At 67.7% G+C, this 16377-nt stretch carries 18 protein-coding genes and 3 pseudogenes; 10 read left to right on the top strand and 11 right to left on the bottom strand.

Annotated features, from left to right (window positions below):
* Positions 1-13: 13 nt before the first annotated feature.
* Genes ACZ49J_RS41725 through ACZ49J_RS41715 form a run of 3 tightly spaced genes read right to left on the bottom strand, consistent with a single transcriptional unit; the run spans position 14 to position 1633 of the window.
* Complete coding sequence (locus ACZ49J_RS41725; RefSeq protein ID WP_467456323.1) at positions 14-946, bottom strand: dehydroquinate synthase/iron-containing alcohol dehydrogenase family protein; 933 nt, start codon at positions 944-946, stop codon at positions 14-16.
* Between the two features lie 32 nt (positions 947-978).
* On the bottom strand, positions 979-1191 hold the full coding sequence (locus tag ACZ49J_RS41720; RefSeq protein WP_467456322.1) for a hypothetical protein: 213 nt from the start codon (positions 1189-1191) through the stop codon (positions 979-981).
* A gap of 10 nt (positions 1192-1201) precedes the next feature.
* Positions 1202-1633, bottom strand: coding sequence for a nuclear transport factor 2 family protein (locus tag ACZ49J_RS41715; protein WP_467456321.1), 432 nt, complete (start codon positions 1631-1633; stop codon positions 1202-1204).
* Positions 1634-1827: 194 nt separating this feature from the next.
* On the opposite strand from ACZ49J_RS41715, the gene ACZ49J_RS41710 reads away from it, so the two are divergent.
* Complete coding sequence (locus ACZ49J_RS41710) at positions 1828-2439, top strand: TetR/AcrR family transcriptional regulator (RefSeq protein WP_467456320.1); 612 nt, start codon at positions 1828-1830, stop codon at positions 2437-2439.
* Between the two features lie 46 nt (positions 2440-2485).
* Here ACZ49J_RS41710 and ACZ49J_RS41705 read toward each other — a convergent pair.
* A pseudogene (locus ACZ49J_RS41705) lies at positions 2486-2741 on the bottom strand (mobilization protein); the annotation flags it as partial.
* A 204-nt stretch (positions 2742-2945) separates the two neighbouring features.
* Between ACZ49J_RS41705 and ACZ49J_RS41700 the strand changes: the two are divergent.
* The 3 genes from ACZ49J_RS41700 to ACZ49J_RS41690 are packed head-to-tail and all read left to right on the top strand — an operon-like array spanning position 2946 to position 5552.
* Positions 2946-3551, top strand: a complete 606-nt coding sequence (locus tag ACZ49J_RS41700; RefSeq protein WP_467456319.1) for a sulfite exporter TauE/SafE family protein — start codon at positions 2946-2948, stop codon at positions 3549-3551.
* Between the two features lie 43 nt (positions 3552-3594).
* Positions 3595-4656, top strand: coding sequence for a maleylacetate reductase (locus ACZ49J_RS41695; RefSeq protein ID WP_467456317.1), 1062 nt, complete (start codon positions 3595-3597; stop codon positions 4654-4656).
* Positions 4653-5552 carry a dioxygenase family protein gene (locus ACZ49J_RS41690; protein ID WP_467456315.1) on the top strand — a complete coding sequence of 300 codons (900 nt, stop codon included), beginning with the start codon at positions 4653-4655 and terminating at the stop codon, positions 5550-5552. Before ACZ49J_RS41695 ends, ACZ49J_RS41690 begins: the two co-directional genes overlap by 4 nt.
* 304 nt (positions 5553-5856) lie before the next feature.
* Here the strand turns inward: ACZ49J_RS41690 and ACZ49J_RS41685 are convergent, their stop codons facing one another.
* Positions 5857-6033, bottom strand: coding sequence for a hypothetical protein (locus ACZ49J_RS41685; protein WP_467456314.1), 177 nt, complete (start codon positions 6031-6033; stop codon positions 5857-5859).
* Between the two features lie 154 nt (positions 6034-6187).
* On the opposite strand from ACZ49J_RS41685, the pseudogene ACZ49J_RS41680 reads away from it, so the two are divergent.
* Positions 6188-6364 (top strand): annotated as a pseudogene (locus ACZ49J_RS41680) (glycoside hydrolase family 2 TIM barrel-domain containing protein); the annotation flags it as partial.
* A gap of 247 nt (positions 6365-6611) precedes the next feature.
* On the opposite strand, the gene ACZ49J_RS41675 reads toward ACZ49J_RS41680, so the two are convergent.
* A complete protein-coding gene (locus tag ACZ49J_RS41675) occupies positions 6612-6956 on the bottom strand; it encodes a hypothetical protein (protein WP_467456394.1) in 345 nt (114 codons plus the stop codon).
* 369 nt (positions 6957-7325) lie between these two features.
* Between ACZ49J_RS41675 and ACZ49J_RS41670 the strand changes: the two genes are divergently transcribed.
* Positions 7326-7472 (top strand): hypothetical protein, encoded by a 147-nt coding sequence (locus tag ACZ49J_RS41670; protein ID WP_467456313.1) that lies wholly within the window; start codon positions 7326-7328, stop codon positions 7470-7472.
* A 22-nt stretch (positions 7473-7494) separates the two neighbouring features.
* Here the strand turns inward: ACZ49J_RS41670 and ACZ49J_RS41665 are convergent, their stop codons facing one another.
* The 5 genes from ACZ49J_RS41665 to ACZ49J_RS41645 form a co-directional block, all read right to left on the bottom strand.
* The gene (locus tag ACZ49J_RS41665; protein ID WP_467456311.1) at positions 7495-8640 is read right to left on the bottom strand and encodes an alpha/beta hydrolase family protein; all 1146 of its coding nucleotides are present in this window, start codon (positions 8638-8640) and stop codon (positions 7495-7497) included.
* Positions 8641-8651: 11 nt separating this feature from the next.
* Positions 8652-9467, bottom strand: a complete 816-nt coding sequence (locus tag ACZ49J_RS41660; RefSeq protein ID WP_467456310.1) for a beta-keto acid cleavage family enzyme — start codon at positions 9465-9467, stop codon at positions 8652-8654.
* 17 nt (positions 9468-9484) lie between these two features.
* Positions 9485-10426, bottom strand: a complete 942-nt coding sequence (locus ACZ49J_RS41655) for an MBL fold metallo-hydrolase (RefSeq protein ID WP_467456309.1) — start codon at positions 10424-10426, stop codon at positions 9485-9487.
* Between the two features lie 34 nt (positions 10427-10460).
* Entirely contained in the window at positions 10461-11399 is a 939-nt protein-coding gene (locus tag ACZ49J_RS41650) for a VOC family protein (RefSeq protein ID WP_467456307.1), read from the bottom strand.
* Between the two features lie 122 nt (positions 11400-11521).
* Positions 11522-12427, bottom strand: coding sequence for a LysR family transcriptional regulator (locus ACZ49J_RS41645; protein WP_467456305.1), 906 nt, complete (start codon positions 12425-12427; stop codon positions 11522-11524).
* A 128-nt stretch (positions 12428-12555) separates the two neighbouring features.
* On the opposite strand from ACZ49J_RS41645, the gene ACZ49J_RS41640 reads away from it, so the two are divergent.
* From ACZ49J_RS41640 to ACZ49J_RS41625, 4 genes and pseudogenes are all read left to right on the top strand, one after another.
* Positions 12556-13704 (top strand): FAD-dependent monooxygenase, encoded by a 1149-nt coding sequence (locus tag ACZ49J_RS41640; protein WP_467456390.1) that lies wholly within the window; start codon positions 12556-12558, stop codon positions 13702-13704.
* 70 nt (positions 13705-13774) lie between these two features.
* The gene (locus tag ACZ49J_RS41635) at positions 13775-14557 is read left to right on the top strand and encodes a CoA transferase subunit A (RefSeq protein ID WP_467456304.1); all 783 of its coding nucleotides are present in this window, start codon (positions 13775-13777) and stop codon (positions 14555-14557) included.
* Positions 14554-15216, top strand: a complete 663-nt coding sequence (locus tag ACZ49J_RS41630; RefSeq protein WP_467456302.1) for a CoA transferase subunit B — start codon at positions 14554-14556, stop codon at positions 15214-15216. Before ACZ49J_RS41635 ends, ACZ49J_RS41630 begins: the two co-directional genes overlap by 4 nt.
* A 200-nt stretch (positions 15217-15416) precedes the next feature.
* Positions 15417-16165 (top strand): annotated as a pseudogene (locus ACZ49J_RS41625) (transposase).
* The last annotated feature ends 212 nt before the right edge of the window (positions 16166-16377 follow it).

Raw genomic sequence — 16377 nt, 5'->3', positions numbered from 1 at the left:
AGGCCGCTCCATCTCAGACCGCCTCGCTGTCTCGTGGGGGCTCCCCGGCCCACGCCCGGGTGAGCAGGTCGGTGAGCTCCTCGACCCCGACCGGGACGGGGTTGCCCGGCGGCACGTGGCGCAGGACCAGGAGGGCCGCCTCGGGGATGTCCTCGCGTCGCATTCCGTGCTCGGCCAGCCCGCGCGGGGCGTCGAGTTCCTCGCGCAGTGCGTTCAGTCCGCTCACCGGTGTGGCACTGCCCAGAGCGCCGGCGATCCGGTGTGCGGCCTGAGGCGCGCCTGGCGCGTTGAGCTCCAGCACGTAGGGCAGCACGGTGGCGTGGGTCTGTGCGTGCGGCAGGTCGTACGCGCCGCCCAGCACATGACAGATCTTGTGATGGAGACCCGAGCCGGTGGAGGCGAAGGCCACTCCGGACAGGTGGCAGCCGTACAGCGTGGCGTCCCGAGCGTCGATGTCGTCCGGCTCGTGTACGACGCGCCGCAGCCCGTCGGCGACGGCGCGCAGCCCCTCCATCGCGAAGGCATGGTTCACGGGGTTGGCGCGCGGGGCCCACATGGAGTCGACGCAGTGGGCGATCGCGTTGAGTCCGGAGGCCACCGACAGACCGACGGGCAGCGACAGGGTGAGCTCCGAGTCGTACACCACGGCGACCGGCAGGACGGCGTCGTCGACGCCGGTGGTCTTGCGGAATGTCTCTCTGCGGGCCGACCCAGGGCCGGCCCGCCTCCAGATGGCAGCCGCGACGGTCACGGAGTCGCGCGCCCACTGCGCCGGGATGATCTGCCTGCCCTGCCAGAGCCCGCCGTTGCCGTAGAGCTCACCGAACCTGGCGAAATCCCGTGCGGTCATGTTCAGGCCGGCGAAGGCCATCTCCGTGCCGGCGCAGTCCACGATCCAGTGGACGGGGGATTCCATGCCGAGGGGCTCACACCGTTTTTCCCGCATGTACTCGCTGAGGGGACGGCCGGTCGCCCGGGTCAGCAGTGCTCCCAGTGGCCGCCGGAATGGACGGCGATCTTCCGGCCGTATGCCGCTGCACCGAGGACCGCGGCGTTGACCTCGTCGTCGGGCCGTGGCGGGACGACGAGGTCGCGTGCACGGTCGAACCGCAGCTTGTTGAACACCAGCCGGTGCGGGCGCTCAGCGAAACCCGCGTCCCCGCGTGACAGCTGCGGAACTCCCGTACTCATGGTCGTGCTCTCACCCGGCGACGAGCTGGCGCGACTCGTGCCAGTGGATGAATCGCCAACCGTCGTCAGTCCGACGCAGAGCGGCCGAGAGCCGTGAGTCGCCGGCGAGTGACTCGCTGGAGCCCTTGAACTCGATCGTGGTGTGGCCCCGCCAGTAGACGAGCGCGACATCGCCGAGCACAGCGACGTGGCTGCTGTACTCACGCCCTTCGATCCGGTCGACGAATCCCGGAAGCTGGCGCCAGTAGTCGACGATCGCGTCCCACGTCGTGAGGGCGGCTTCGATCTCCTCCGGCTGGTAGACCAGGTGCTCGTAGCCGTCGTCCCACAGATCTTTCAGCGCCTCGAGATCCATCGCCTGCAGCGCCTGGGCGAAGGCCGTGCTCGCGGCGCGGACTGCCGTCTCGTCGTCAGTCATCGGTGTCGTTGTCGTGTCAGTCATCAGCAGTGTCCTTGTCGTGATGGAAGGTCCGGCTATCGGTACCCGTGCCGGATCAGTCATCGCCGTCCCCCAGGGGGTCTCGGCCGATGCGGAGGCTTCCGGCTCCGGTGCATGAAAAAGTAGCAGTACCACTCGGTTAGGGCAACCGGTTGGTACGCTTAATCGAAACCAGGCATCCGGAGTGAGGACGGCAGATGATGAGTTCCGAGCGCGTCGACGGGCGGACCCTCCGGTTTCAGCACCGGCGGCCGGAGCTGCTGGCGGCGGCGACCGAGTACGTCCTCGATCACGGCGTCGCCGGCCTGTCGCTGCGTCCGGTGGCCCAGGCGCTGGGGGTGACCCATGCGACGCTGCTGCGCCACTTCTCGTCGAAGGACGAGCTGATCAAGTGCGTAGTGGAGAAGATGCGCACCGATCTCTTCGCTCAGGTGACCGCCGACAGGGAACTGAAGGAAGCCGGGTCGACGGCACAACTGCTGAGGATCACTTGGCGACGGCTGTGCGAGCCGAAGGAGCAGCGGCAGTTCCTGCTCCTGTTCGAAATCGTCGCCGGCAAGGCGTGGCAGTCCGGCGACGGCGGGGAGCTGACACAGCCGATGCTGGACGACGTCGATTTCGTCTCCGGGTGGCTCAGGCAGGACGGGTGGGCGCCCGAGGACGCGTCGGCCCTGGCCACCCTCTTCCTGGCTCAGGTACGGGGGCTTCAGCTCGACCTTCTTGTCTCGGGAGACCGCGCGCGGGCCGATCGGGCGTTCGTGTTCGCCCTCGCTCTCCTCTTGCCTCGGACGGGGCCCAGGGTGTCCTGACAGCGGCTGGACCACTGCCGCTGCGGATGCGGTCGGCGCGCTTGAAGCGAGTGGGCCGTCGGGCCTTCTCCTGCTCGGCCCGGGTGGGGCGTTTGGCGGCGGTGCGGTCTCCGCGGACCACTTGGAAGAGGCCGTCTTCCTTCTTGATGGCGGTGAGTTCGCGATCTGCGGTGAGGTAGTCATTCCAGTGGCGTGCGGTGCGCAGATCCGCCGGACCTTGGTGGCGGCGATGTGGATGTGGTCGGGGGCGTGGCGGACGGCGACCCAGCGGCAGCCTCCGGATCACCGTCGGGTGCGATGCCGGGTCATACCCAGGTCTGGCCCCGCGGTTCAGCTCCTGGTCCGACGCCCCGCGGGAACGGCGAAGGCGTCGTCGTCAGCATGACGAACCCGACGACATCCATGCTCACCCCGGTCACAACGCTGTGCGGGTTGGGTGGCCTGCAGTATCTCGGGGCAACACGTCGAGTCAGGTTGAGGCGGCAGCGCGTCGATAAGGCGGTTCCGTGTCCGCCGCCATGCTCCGCGGCCGCCGCACTGCCGGCCCCGACCGGGCTCATCAGCAGCTCCCGGTGGGGCGGGTCCTGCTGGACGGCGCGGCCGTCGGCCTGGCCACCGGCCTGGTCGGCGCGGGCGGCGGCTTCCTGGTCGTCCCCGCCCTGGCGTTGCTGGGCGGCCTGCCCATGCCGGTGGCCGTCGGCACCTCACTGCTGGTCATCGCGATGAAGTCCGCCGCGGGCTTCGCCGGCTACCTGTCGAGCGTCCAGATCGATTGGAGCCTGACCCCGGCCGTCACCGGGTTTGCGGTCGTCGGCAGCCTGGCCGGGCGGGTCCCCGCCCACGTCCTCTCCCGGCTCTTCGCCTGGTTCGTGCTGGCCATGGGCACTTTCGTCCTGGTCCAGCAGACCCCCCGCCCACGTAGCGGTCCCGGCCCTGGCGGCCATCGCCTCGCTGGGCGCCGGTGTGGCCATCTGCTACGGCTTCGTCGCCCGTTGCCCGTTGCCCGCTGCGCCGCGCCGTGCACCGCACCTGACACTCTCCCTCGCTGCGTGCACCGGAGGCGGTCCGCTGAACGGACCGTCAACGTGCCAACGGTGTCGTGGGAGCGGTGAACTTCTCGAACGTTGCCATGAGGAACAGGAGCAGGCTGGTCGAGTGAGTCTCAACTTCGTGCATGAATCCCTCCCGCAGGTGGTCGTCTTCGCTGCCGGCCGGGCCCGCGAGTCCTTGGAGACGGCGATCGACCGACTGGGTGCTGAACGGGTGATGTTGATCGCCGGCGAGGCCGAAGCCGAGTTGGCTGATCGCGTCACCGCAGGGCTGCCGGTGGTTGTTCGACACCACGAGGTGGTCATGCACGTCCCGGTTGACGTCGTCGAGCGTGCCTGCAGCGCCGCTGAGAAGCACCGGGTGGACGTCCTCGTCAGCGTCGGTGGCGGTTCGGCGACAGGGCTGGCCAAGGGCGTGGCACTCCGAAGTGATCTCCCCATTGTGGCCGTCCCGACCACGTACGCCGGTTCAGAGGCCACGTCGGTGTGGGGCCTCACCGAGCGATCGCGCAAGACGACCGGCATCGATCCGACGGTTCTTCCGCGGGCGATCGTGTACGACGCCACGTTGACCCTGACTCTCCCCGTGGAGTTGAGTGTCGCTTCAGGACTCAATGCAGTGGCGCACTGCGTGGACTCGATGTGGGCGCCGATGTCCGATCCCATCGACCGTGCGATAGCGGGAGAGGGCATTCAGGCCCTCAACACCGGGCTCCCTAAGATTGTGACGAATCCGCGCAGCACTGCAGGCCGGGAAGAGGTCCTCTACGGCGCGTACCTGGCTGCCTCGGCCTTCTCCTCGGCAGGCTCCGGACTGCACCACAAGATCTGTCACGTGCTGGGTGGCATGTTCGGCCTGCCGCACGCGCAGACCCACGCCGTCGTGCTGCCCTACGTGTTGGGGTTCAACGCTCCCCACGCGCCTGCGGCCGCTCATCGCATCGCGGATGCCTTCGGCGTCGACGACGCGCTCGCCGGCCTTCAACACCTGTGCGAACGACTGGACGCTCCGCGGGCATTGGGTGACTACGCCCCGCAGCCCACGGATCTGCGCCCTGCAGCCGAGGCGATCTGTGAAGTCGCGCCCCGAGACAACCCCAGGCCGGTCACGCCGACCGAGATCGAACACCTCTTGCATGCAGCCTGGCAAGGAGCCGAACCCCGATGACGAATGTCGCGAAACCTCCGGCCCCCGAGCAGCAACGTCGCGAGGATGCACTCGTAGCGCAGGTCCTGGATTCGTTCGAGGGATGCGTCGACACGCGGCTCAAGCACCTCATGCAAGCGCTGGTTCGTCATCTGCATGCGTTCCTGCGCGAGACCCGGCTGAGCGAGGACGAGTGGTGGCGAGCGATCGAGTTCCTCAAGGAAGCCGGTGACATCACCGACGGTCACCGCCACGAGTTCATCCTGCTCTCCGACGTCCTCGGAGCTTCGATGCAGACGATCACCATCAACAACCAGGCCTTTGGTGAGGCCACGGAGGCGACCGTATTCGGGCCGTTCTTCGTCGACGGGTCACCGCGGATCGAGCTCGGCGGTGATATCGCATGCGGCGCAAGCGGCACACCGTGCTGGGTCGAGGGGATCGTCACCGATGGGCAGGGAACGCCCCTCGCCGGGGCGCGGATCGACGTGTGGGAAGCCGACGACGACGGCAAGTACGACGTGCAGTACGCCGACGGACGTGTCGCGGGTCGCGCGCACCTGTTCACCGACGACCAAGGCCGTTACTCGTTCTGGGGGATTGTGCCTACCCCGTATCCGATCCCGGACGACGGGCCCGTGGGCCGGATGCTCAGGGCCGTTGGCCGGTCGCCCCTGAGGGCGCCGCACCTGCACTTCATGGTCACTGCGCCCGGGTGTCGTCGACTGGTCACCCACATCTTCCCGGCTGGAGACGCGCTCCTGAGCAGAGACTCGGTCTTCGGCGTCAAGCGCTCGTTGATCAAGAACTTCGTGCCACAGCAGGCCGGCACGCCGACACCCGACGGACGCGACCTCCAGGGACAGGGATGGTCCCGGGCGCAGTTCGACATCGTTCTTGCGCCTGAAGGCGCCTGACGAACGAAAACCGGACGCCGAAGACGTCGACGCCGCTACGTGCCTGGGCCCAATGCCGTGACTCTGCCGGTGATCTTGTATGGACCAGTGACGGTGGGGCCTTCGGGTGGTTCGCTGGAGGGGTGCGGGGTGACCTCGGGTCTTGGGGTGTGGGGGCAGTGTCGTTACGGCCGAGGAGTTTCCAGCGGATTGGCGTTGAGGACGGTGCGGACAGTGTGCCGGCCTCGTACACAGCTCCCCCTACACGCCCATGTCCGAAAAGCGGAGTCAACGGCGCCCATGTTGGCGCCTCGATGAGCGGTCCCTATGCAAACGCCCGCCAAGACAGCGTGATGCCGAGTCGCTCCGCCAGCTCGTGGGCGCCGGCGCCGTAGGTCTCCCGGATCCGTACGCTGTCAGGGCCGACGTCGAAGACGCCGCAGTCCGTGTAGACGCGGCTGACACAGCCGACGCCGGCGAGCGGGTAGGTGCACTGCGGCACCAGCTTCGGCTCACCGGGCAGGACGATGCTGCAGGCCTGCGACCGGCTCGGGATGCTCGTCGTGGACGAGGCGTTCGACGTATGGGCGTCCGGCAAGAGCGAGTTCGACTACAGCCTCAGCTTCCCGGAGTGGTGGGAGTGAGACATCGAGGCGATGGTCGCCAAGGACGTCAACCACCCCAGCGTCATCACGTACTCGATCGGCAATGAGATCCCCGAGACCGGCTCCCCCCACGGCGCCGCGTGGGGGCGCAGACCTGCCGAGAAGGTCCGTTCCCTGGACCCGACGCGCTACGTCACCAACGCCGTCAACGGCATGCTGGCCGTGATGTCCGAACTGGCCGCCCTCCGGGAGCAGTGGCTGGAGCAGGCCGCGGAGGACGGCGCCGGCATCAACACCCTCATGGCCGACGCGGGCGACGCCATGAACACGATCAGCGCCTCCGAGCTGGTCACCGAGCATACCGCCGAGTCCTTCGCCGTCCTCGACGTCTCCGGCATGAACTACGCCGAGGCCCGCTACGCCCTGGACCGCGACCTGTTCCCCAACCGGATCATCCTCGGCACCGAAACCTTCCCTACCCACATCGACGGCTGGTGCGCATGTTGCCGCCCGAGCGGGACCCGCGCCCGCCGGTCCGGCCGGCCTCGGCGGCCAGGTGCTCGTCCATCTCGGCTTCCAGGGCGGCCTGCATCAGGTGCTGGGCCAGCTCGGGCAGCAGCCCGCCCTCGCCCATCAGCCGCAGCCCTTCACCGCGGACCTTCTCGGCCGCGAGCGCGGCCAGCTCCTCCAGCAGTTCGCTGGACAGACCGTTTGGCGACACCGGCATCGACTTCACGTCGGCACCCTGAACACTGCTGCCGGCCACGGCAAGCGACACGCTGCCCGAGGTCTCGATCCGGTGATCCATCGTCGTACTCATCAGGTGACTCCTTCGTGGAGGCTCACACCTGATTCATGACACTCCCACAGCCGGAGATCTTGAGGGTCGGTGATGGGTGGGATCGGCCGGTGGTGGGCCCAGGGTCGGAGGCGGTCCGGGAGCGGGTCTCCGGGGCGTCGGTAGTGACTGACCATGGCGCGGGTCTGGTGGAGCCGACGCCGGGGACCGGGATCCCGCAGGTCAGGACTGTCTCCGCAGGGTGGTGGGGGTTGAGGTGGGTGACGGCCAGGCAGTGCCGGATGGTGTGGACCGAGCGCCGCAGGAGCGGGCCGGGGATCGGCCAGCGGCCTCGCTCTCGTCGGTGCTCGGAGCTTTCCCTGGTCGGGGGCTTGCTCCGGGCTGGCATCCATGGCCGACGTCCGGATCGTGCAGCCGGCCGTGCAGTTGAGCGGTCTGCACGAGAACCTGTACTGGCCACGCCGGCTCAACAATGATCGGGGACACCGCTGGCTGCGTGAGCAGATCGCCTACGTCGCTGCGGGCCTGCAACCCTGAACATCAGCAGCGATGATGCGGGTCAGATGGTGTCGGCGATCCAGTCGGTGATGTAGCCGGTGGCGGCGGGCATGTTGTCGGCGCTGACGTGTTCGACTCCACCTTCGCGTTCGGTGAACCACTTGAGCTCGCGTTTGGGGCTGTTGACGGCGGTCTCGTACTGGGCTAGGGCGTATTCGCTGGGGATCTGCCGGTCGTCTGCGCCGTGGGTGATCAGGAACGGGACGGTGATGTGCTCGGTGACGCCGGCGAGGCTCATGTTCGGGGCGAATTCCATGAACTCATCCAGGGTCTCCTTGCCGAAGACCCACTGGACGTGGTCCCAGTAGTGGGGAACGGGCCGGTCGCCCTCGCGGGCCAGTCGGCGTTTTTGGAGTTCGCCCCAGTTGTAGTTGGCACCCCAGGCGACGCAGAGGCTGAAGCGCTTTTCGAAGGCGGCGGCGCGGGGCGCGTAGTAGCCGCCCAGCGACCAGGCCATCACACCGATGCGTGCCGGGTCGACGTCGTCGCGGTTCTCCAGCCAGTCGACGCAGGCGGACGACCAGTGCTCGCTGTCGTACCGTCCGGTCAGTCCTCGCAGCCGCAGCGCTTCGCCGCTGCCGGGGTGGTCGACGATGAGGGTGGAGATGCCCCGCCGGGCCAGTTCGTGGGCGATGCCGGACCCGTAGATCATCTCTTTGGTGCTGTCCAGGCCGTTGTAGTGCACCATGCACGGTGCCTGGCCGCTGGCGGCTCCTTCGGCCTGGACGAACAGGGCGGGCAGGCTGGTGTCCTCGTAGGGGATCTCGACCTTGGTGCAGTTGTGGCGGCCGAGGGTGATGCCCTTTTCGAAGGAGTCGAGCATCTTGCGGTAGGCGTCCCAGCGGGGGGCGTAGTGGCGGCTTTGCAGTCTCTCGGCCGTCAGGTAGTAGACGGAGGCCCGGTAGTACCTGGCGCCGGCCGTGAGTGTGTGCCCGGCAGCCTCGTCCTCTTCGGCCAGCCCGACCAGGCGATCGGCCAGGGCTGTCCAGGACTCGAAGAAGAGCTCGGTGCCGGCGTCCTCTCCCTTGCGGGATGCCTCCAGTACCGGAGCACACGCCTCGCTGACTTCGGTGATGTGGGCGCCGGTGTTCAGCGCGATGTTGACCGACAGGTTCCACACGTAGTTGCCTGGGAAGATCTCGAACACGGGGGTGCTCCTCAGACTGCGGGCAGGCCGAGTTGGGCGGCGGCCTGGTCGATGTCGGCGACGGGACGGTCCAGCGCGTGCGCGAGTTGCACGGCGCGGCGGACCAATGGGGCGTTACCGGGGGCAAGTTCGCCCTTGCGGAGGTAGAGGGTGTCCTCCAGTCCGGCGCGGGCGTTTCCGCCCAGGGCCAGGCCGATCGCGGTGAGCTGGAGGTTGGCCCGGCCGATGGCGATCACCTGCCAGGCGGCGCCGTCGGGTAGCCGGTCGACCATCGTCATCAGGTTCTGCGGGGTCGCGGCCATGCCGCCGCGCACGCCGAGCACGATGCTGAACTGGAGCGGCTCGGCCAGCAGGCCCTCGTTGAGCAGCTGAAGGCAGGCGTCGAGATGGCCGGTGTCATAGATTTCCAGCTCGGGTTTGACCCCGAGCTCGAGCATCCGCCCGGCCAGGCGCCGGACCGCGTCCGGCGGGTTGCGGAACTCTCCGGTACCGAAGCTCATCGAGCAGGGGTTCAGTGTGGCCATGCGGGGCCGGAGCTCCACCAGCGCCTCGCGTGCCTCGAAGGGAACGGTCAGGCCGACGCCGGTGGAGAGCTGGATGAGGATCGGACAGCGTTCGCTGATCAGGTCCATGGTGGCCTTGGCGATGCCGAGGTCTGCCGTGGGGCGGTCCTGCCCGTCACGCAGATGGAGGTGGGCGATGGCGGCACCGGCCTCGTAGCCTTCGGCGACCGCTGCGGCGATCTCCTCGGGCTGGGTGGGGAGCGCCGGGTTGTCTGCCTTGGTGGCGATCGGGCCGGTGGGGGCGACGGTGATGATGGTGGTCATGACGGCTCCGGTGAGGCTCAGGCGAGGCAGGTGAGGGGACGTCCGCCGTTGTAGGCGATCATGTCGGTGAGGGCCGCGGCCACATCGATGGGACGGCCGAGCGGGCCGCCCTCCAACTCGGCGTAGGCCCGGTGCAGGTTGCCGACGATGCGTTCACGGTCGAGCAGGCCGTCGTACTCGCCCAGGTCCAGTTCGCGGGCGGTCTCCAGCGGGGTGTACCCGGCGTCGCGGCCGGTGCGGGCGGCGGCCTGCACGAACCGCAGGTAGCCGAGCACGTCGTCGATGAGTCCGGGCCCCGCGACGGCGCCGTGCCCGGGGACGATGGTCGTCGCTCCCAGCGGCTTGACGACGTCCTCCAGCACCTGGATTGTTCCGGACACCGACCCCTGGACGAGGAAGGGAGTCCCGCCGTTGAACAGCAGGTCGCCACTGAAGAGCAGCCCGCGCTCCGGAAGCCAGACGATCGAGTCGTTCGTCGTGTGGGCGGGAACACCGACGTGGCGTACGTCGGCGCGCAGGTCGTCGGCCCACACGGTCACCGAGTCGGTGTAGGTGAGGAACGGCGGCTCGAGGACGACGTCACCCCAGTCGACCTCGGTCCAGAACGGTGCCGACTTCGGCTCACCCCAGTCGAGGATGCCCGTCCGGGTGGCCTCGTGTCCGACGATCGTGGCGCCGGTGAAGAGGTGGTTGCCGAAGGTGTGATCGCCGTGGTGGTGGGTGTTGATCAGGGTCCGCACCGGCTGCGGGGTGATGGTGGCGATGGCGTCCAGGTAGGCGCGGGTACGGCGGACCGTCGAGCAGGCGTCCACGCTGATCACCCCGCGTCCGCTGACGAGAAACCCGGTGTTGTTGATCCACCAGCTCCCGTCGGGCTGTATGTAGGCGAAAACGCCGTCGCTGACCTCTTCGAGCCGCGGTGGGGCGAGGGTGGTGACGTCGTGGTGGACGGTGCTCACTGCGGGCTCCTGTCGTACGGGGTGGGCGGTGTGATCACAGCGGGGACGGGGTCCACAGCCCCTTGTCGGGCTCGTTGAACATCGCCGGGATCATTGCGTCGGTGATCAGCCCGCCCGTTCCCCACTGGTCAGCGGCCTCGGGCGTGGCCTCGAACCGGCGCGGTACCCACGTCTCGTCGTCGGGGATCTTCTCCAGTTCGGTCGTGTACTCCACGACGTTGCCGTTGGGGTCCAGGAAGTAGGTGAAGGTGTTGTCCCCGGCACCATGTCGGCCAGGGCCCCACAGAGGCTTGTTGCCGTGCCGGATCAGCCGGCCGGAGCCGCGCATGTACTCGTCGATGCCGCGCATCTCGAATGAGATGTGGTTGAGCGCGACATGCGGTCCCGAACTGATGGCCAGGATGTGGTGATCGATCCGGGTCCGCATGAAGCACATGTGGTCCTCCAGCCAGTCCGACAGCCGGAAACCCAGATGCTGCTCGTAGAAGGCCTTGGTCTTGAGGATGTCCACGCTGTTGATCACCACGTGGCTGAGCCGCTGCGGAATCGACTCACGCGGCTCCAGCGTTCGCGCCGTCCGTCGCTCGACATCGGCCGAGACCTCGATGAGGCGGCCTTCTGGGTCGAAGAAACGGAATCCGTATCCGCCGCCCGGCGTATCCAGGCTCGCGGGTTCTCGGTCGATGGTGACGCCCGCGGCGATGAGGCGCTCCGCGAGGGTGTCGACGGAGGCGGCGTTCTCCGCGCCGAAGGCAATCAGGTCCAGGCGCTTTTCGGCTGCGCGGCGGACCCGCAGTATGTACTGCTCGGGGCTGGCCTCCGCGGCGAAGAAGGAGACACCGCTGTCTTCCGCGACCGGCGTCAAGCCCCACACCCCACGGTTGAACTCGACCGCGGGGTCATAGTCGGGCACAGCGATGGCCACATGGCGCAAATGGGTGATCGGGGAGCGCGTGGTCGTCGAGAGGTTCATGTCGGCTGCTCCAGCGTGTGGTGCGCGCCCCGCATCCTTGCGGGCGCAGCCGGAACGCTACGGAGAGAAAGCCAACAACTGAAACGATTGGTATCGATGGATTAAATTGATGCCATCGATCTCTATAGTTCGGCGGCGAGCTCAGCGATCCGCTCCCGCAACCAGGTGAAAGCGGGATCGTCCGTGTGCCGGAGGCTCCAGGACAACGCCTCACTGATCGGACGAAGAGGCACGGGTGCCTCGAGCACCTTCAGGCGGGCCTTGTCGGCGACCTGCCGGGCCAGCCGCTCATGCACCAGCGACACGAAAGGGGTGCCGGTCACCAGGAAGGGGATGATGACGAAGCTCTGCGTGCTCATCTCCACCCGTCGCGCGATCCCGAGCGAGTCGAGCTGGGAGTCGGCGATCGAGGGCAGCGGACCGCCGCTGTAGGCGACGTAGGGCAGTCGGCCGAAGTCCTCCGCGGTGATCGCGGAGGTGACCGCGTCGTTGTCCGGGTCGGCCACCAGGACGTAGCGGTCGTTGAACAGGTGGCGGTGCGGAAAGGTGAGCCGGGACCCGGTCAGTTCCGTGGGCAGCACCAGAAAGTCGATCTCGCCCTTGTGTAGCTGTTCGGCGAAATTGCTCTGTACAGGTACGACGTGCACCCGCTGCAGGGGTGCCTCCTGTGCCAGTCGCGCGACCAGCGGGCGCAGCAGGATGAGCGTGACGTAGTCGCTGGCCATGATAGTGAACGACCGGCGGTCGACCAGCGGATCGAATCCCCGCGGCCGGCCGAACACCGCCTCGGCCGCCGCCACCGCCTCGCGGACCAGCGGGGCCAGCGAGAGGGCGAGGGGTGTGGGAACCAACGTCCTGCCCTCGCGAACGAGCAGCGGATCGTCGAAGTGCTTGCGGAGCCGTCCCAGCGACGCACTCATGGCGGGCTGTCCCACCGACATGCGTTCAGCTGCCCGGGTCACGTTGCGCTCACCCAGGAGGGCGTCCAGTGCCAGCAGAAGGTTGAGGTCCACCCCGCCCAGACTCATACCGAAGTGCTCCGTTCGTCAGGCATCGATGGTATCGATCTGCATCATTGATAGTAATCGCTTTGAAACATTGTGATGGCGTCCTACCGTCGCGGTTGTCCAGCACACACTGAAGTGAGGTGGCGACCATGCAGGTCACGCGAGTTCTCGTTACCGGGGCAGGGATAGGCGGGCTCGGGGCCGCTGTTGCGCTGGCCCGGCGCGGCGTCGATGTCGATGTCGTAGAGGTCCGGGAGGACTCCGGCGTCCTGGGCGTTGGCATCAACCAACCCGCCAACTCACTCCGTGCACTTCGCACGCTGGGAGTGCTGGACGAGGTTCTCGAGACCGGTTTTCGCTATGACCGCAACGCGTTCTACGACTGGCAGGGCCAACTCATCGTCGAATGCCCGTCCGCCTTCGGCGGTGACGTCCCTGCCAACAACGCGCTCACGCGTCGCGAACTGCACCGCATCCTCAGCGGTGCGGCCGAACGCGCCGGCGCCAAGGTCACTCACGGTGTGAGCGTGCGGGATCTCGAGGACACGGGTGAAGAGGTACGCGTCACCTTCTCGGATGGCAGGACCGAGACCTACGACCTGGTCGTGGGCTTCGATGGGCTGCGCTCTCCGCTGCGGCAGCGCCTCTTTGGCACCGAGCACGAGCCGGTCTTCACCGGTTACTCGGTGTGGCGGCTGACGATGCCCCGCCCGGAAGAGGTCCGCAACACGATGTTGTTCCAGGGCGACGCCACCAAGGCCGGTGTCATCCCCCTCAGCGACGACAGCATGTACCTGCTCCACGTCACTGCCGAGCCCGGCAATCCGCACATGCCCTCCGGCCGAATGGCTGATCTGCTCATCGAGCGTCTCGCCGGGTACGGCGGGCTCATCGGAGAACTCCGCGACAGCATCACCAGCCCTGACGGCATCGTCTACAGCCCGCTGAACGAGGTCTTTCTGCCTTCGCCCTGGTTCAAAGGCCGTGCCATCGTGCTGGGCGACGCCGCACACGCCAGCGCACCGCACCTCACCCAGGGCGCCGGCATGGCACTCGAGGACGCCGTCGTCCTCGCTGAAGAACTCGCCGAGCCCGACCGGACCGTCGAGGCCTCACTGCGGGCCTTCATGGAGCGTCGCCTCGAGCGGGTCAGGCTCGTCCAAGAGGTGTCCCACCAGATCCTGTTCGGCGAGATGGCTGTCACCGCGGCCACCCTGCCGCACGCCGTCGAGTACATGCGCGAAGCCCTGCCCGGGCAGCTCGGGCAGGTGGAGGGCTTCCTCAATCAGCCCTTCTGAACCGCGCGGCCACGATGAAGCCAGCGAGCCGACACACGTGTGTCCGTCCGCACTGAGAGGAACAACAAGCGTGAACAAGGTCAGTGCGAGCGCCGCGCAGGCGGTCGCCGACATCCCCGACGGCGCGTCGCTCGCCGTCGGTGGTTTCGGTCTCAGCGGTGTACCCGAAGTCCTTATCCGGGCCCTGCACGAGCAGGGCGCCACGGGCCTGGCGGTCGTGTCGAACAACTGCGGTGTCGACGGCCGAGGTCTGGGCGTACTGCTTGCGGCCGGCCGTATCGCCCGAGTGACCGGCTCGTACGTCGGCGAGAACAAGGAGTTCGCCCGCCAGTATCTCTGTGGCGAACTGGAGGTCGAACTCGTCCCGCAGGGCACCCTCGCCGAACGCCTGCGCGCGGGAGGCGCGGGCATCCCCGCCTTCTACACCCCGGCAGGCGTCGGCACCCAGGTCGCCCGAGGCGGCCTGCCCTGGCGGTACGCGCCCGGCGGCACCTCCCGGGCGGAGGATGGGGGAGGCTCCATCGCCCTCGCGTCCCCCGCCAAGGAGACCCGCGATTTCAACGGCCGCCCCCACATCCTGGAACACGCTATTACCACGGACTTCGCCCTCGTACGGGCCTGGCGCGGCGACCACCACGGCAACCTGGTCTTCCGCCAAGCCGCCGCCAACTTCAACCCCCTGGCCGCCATGGCCGGACGCGTGACGGTCGCCGAGGTCGAAGAACTGGTGGAGCCGGGCGAACTAAAGCCGAGTGAGGTGCACCTACCGGGCGTCTTCGTCCAACGAATAGTGGGACTGACCACCACTCAGGCCGCCGACAAGAGGATCGAGAAGAGAACGGTACGCGCATGAGCACGCCCACCGGCTGGACCCGCGATCAGATGGCCGCCCGCGCCGCCGCCGAACTCAACGACGGCTCCTACGTCAATCTCGGCATCGGCCTGCCCACCCTCATCCCCGGCCACCTCCCCCCTGGCATCGATGTCGTCCTGCACTCCGAGAACGGCATCCTGGGCACCGGCCCGTATCCGTACGACGACGAGGTGGACCCCGACCTGATCAATGCGGGCAAGGAGACCGTCACCGTGCTGCCCGGCGCCTCCTTCTTCGACTCGGCCCTCTCCTTCGGCATGATCCGCGGCGGCCACATCGACACGGCCGTGCTCGGCGCGATGCAGGTGTCGGCGAAGGGCGACCTGGCCAACTGGATGATCCCCGGCAGGACGGTCAAAGGCATGGGCGGCGCGATGGACCTCGTCCACGGCGCCCGCCGCGTCATCGTCCTCATGGAACACACCGCCAGGGACGGCACCCCGAAGATCCTCGAAGAGTGCACCCTGCCCCTCACCGGGGAGGCCTGCGTCCACCGAATCATCACCGACCTCGCCATCCTCGACATCACTCCCGACGGGCTCGCCCTTGTCGAGACGGCACCCGGCGTCACCCTTGAAGAGGTCAGGGCACGCACCAGTGCATCCCTGCACACCGACGCGCTCAGCGCCGCATGCTGAAGCCTGGGGCGCCCGACGGACGTCAAAGTGCCTGCGAGCCGGACGCCATAGCGTCGGGTCCCGTCAAGCCAGTGAGCGTTTTCAGCCTGGCCACTGATTGGGTGACGCCGGTGAGGCCGAGGTGAGGGCCGCAACGCACAAAGCCCCCGTGCCGTTGGGGGAGGTGTTCGAAGTCTCAACCCATCGGCACAGGAGCCCTGTTGGTTCCCTATCCTGCCGCACTCGACCTCCCGCATGCCCTCGTCGAGTGGGTCACGATGCTCATCGTCAGCCGTGAGGGTGACCGACGGTGCAAACTCCCGCCGCACCAACGGGCGCTCGTCGCTCTGGTGTACCTACGCCGCCACGACACCCTTACCCGGCTCGCATCCGGCTTCGGGATATCCGTCGGCACCGCCCACGCGTATGTCACCGCCGTGACCGTCCTGCTCGCCGAGCGGGCCCCGGGCCTGCTCAAGACTCTGCGCGAGCATGATCCGGAGTTCGTCCTGCTGGACGGGACCCTTGCCGAGTGCGACCGCGTCGGTGACAGCCGAGCCGACTACTCGGCAAAGCACCGTCGGCACGGCGTGAACGTCCAGGTCGTCACCGACCCCGCCGGTGAGGTCCTGTGGATCTCACCCGCGCTGCCGGGCCGCACCCACGACCTGACCGCAGCCCGCACCCACCGCATCATCCGGATCTGCGAACGCCAGGGCGTCCCGATCCTCGCCGACCGCGCCTACCAAGGTGCCGGCCCCTGGGTTGCGACCGGACTCAAACGGCCACCGGGTGGTGAACTCCCCCTCACCCAGCGCACCGTCAACCGGGCTCTGGCGGCGGCGAGAGCACCAGTCGAACGCGGCATGGCACGGCTCAAGTCTGGCAGATCTTCCGCAGATCCCGGATCAGCCCCAACCGCATGACCGTCATCACCAAAGCTGTCCTCACCCTGGAGAGGCAACGCTGAAAACGCTCAGTGCGTCGACTTCCATGTGGTTCTCATAGTCAGCAAGATGCGGAGGCCAAATGGGCAGGTCGGCGACGGCGTTCGCATGCGCTTCAATTTCGATCATTCATCAATCGCCCAACTCGGCAAAGCGCGCTGTTATCCGTCACTTGAGCCATCCTCCATTATACCTGCACCGACTCGTCACCTAGGTGCCAGGAACCCATCCGGGA

This window comes from Streptomyces sp. NPDC030840 (assembly GCF_055572015.1).
Note: the sequence above shows the minus strand (reverse complement) of the source record. Positions and strands in the feature narration are given on the sequence as shown.

Excerpts from the sequence above, each read along its gene's own strand:
- ACZ49J_RS41725 (WP_467456323.1), bottom strand. The coding sequence starts at position 946 with ATGCGGGAAAAACGGTGTGAGCCCCTCGGCATGGAATCCCCCGTCCAC.
- ACZ49J_RS41720 (WP_467456322.1), bottom strand. The coding sequence starts at position 1,191 with ATGAGTACGGGAGTTCCGCAGCTGTCACGCGGGGACGCGGGTTTCGCT.
- ACZ49J_RS41715 (WP_467456321.1), bottom strand. The coding sequence starts at position 1,633 with ATGACTGACACGACAACGACACCGATGACTGACGACGAGACGGCAGTC.
- ACZ49J_RS41710 (WP_467456320.1), top strand. The coding sequence starts at position 1,828 with ATGATGAGTTCCGAGCGCGTCGACGGGCGGACCCTCCGGTTTCAGCAC.
- ACZ49J_RS41690 (WP_467456315.1), top strand. The coding sequence starts at position 4,653 with ATGACGAATGTCGCGAAACCTCCGGCCCCCGAGCAGCAACGTCGCGAG.
- ACZ49J_RS41675 (WP_467456394.1), bottom strand. The coding sequence starts at position 6,956 with ATGAGTACGACGATGGATCACCGGATCGAGACCTCGGGCAGCGTGTCG.
- ACZ49J_RS41670 (WP_467456313.1), top strand. The coding sequence starts at position 7,326 with ATGGCCGACGTCCGGATCGTGCAGCCGGCCGTGCAGTTGAGCGGTCTG.
- ACZ49J_RS41660 (WP_467456310.1), bottom strand. The coding sequence starts at position 9,467 with ATGACCACCATCATCACCGTCGCCCCCACCGGCCCGATCGCCACCAAG.
- ACZ49J_RS41650 (WP_467456307.1), bottom strand. The coding sequence starts at position 11,399 with ATGAACCTCTCGACGACCACGCGCTCCCCGATCACCCATTTGCGCCAT.
- ACZ49J_RS41645 (WP_467456305.1), bottom strand. The coding sequence starts at position 12,427 with ATGAGTCTGGGCGGGGTGGACCTCAACCTTCTGCTGGCACTGGACGCC.
- ACZ49J_RS41640 (WP_467456390.1), top strand. The coding sequence starts at position 12,556 with ATGCAGGTCACGCGAGTTCTCGTTACCGGGGCAGGGATAGGCGGGCTC.
- ACZ49J_RS41630 (WP_467456302.1), top strand. The coding sequence starts at position 14,554 with ATGAGCACGCCCACCGGCTGGACCCGCGATCAGATGGCCGCCCGCGCC.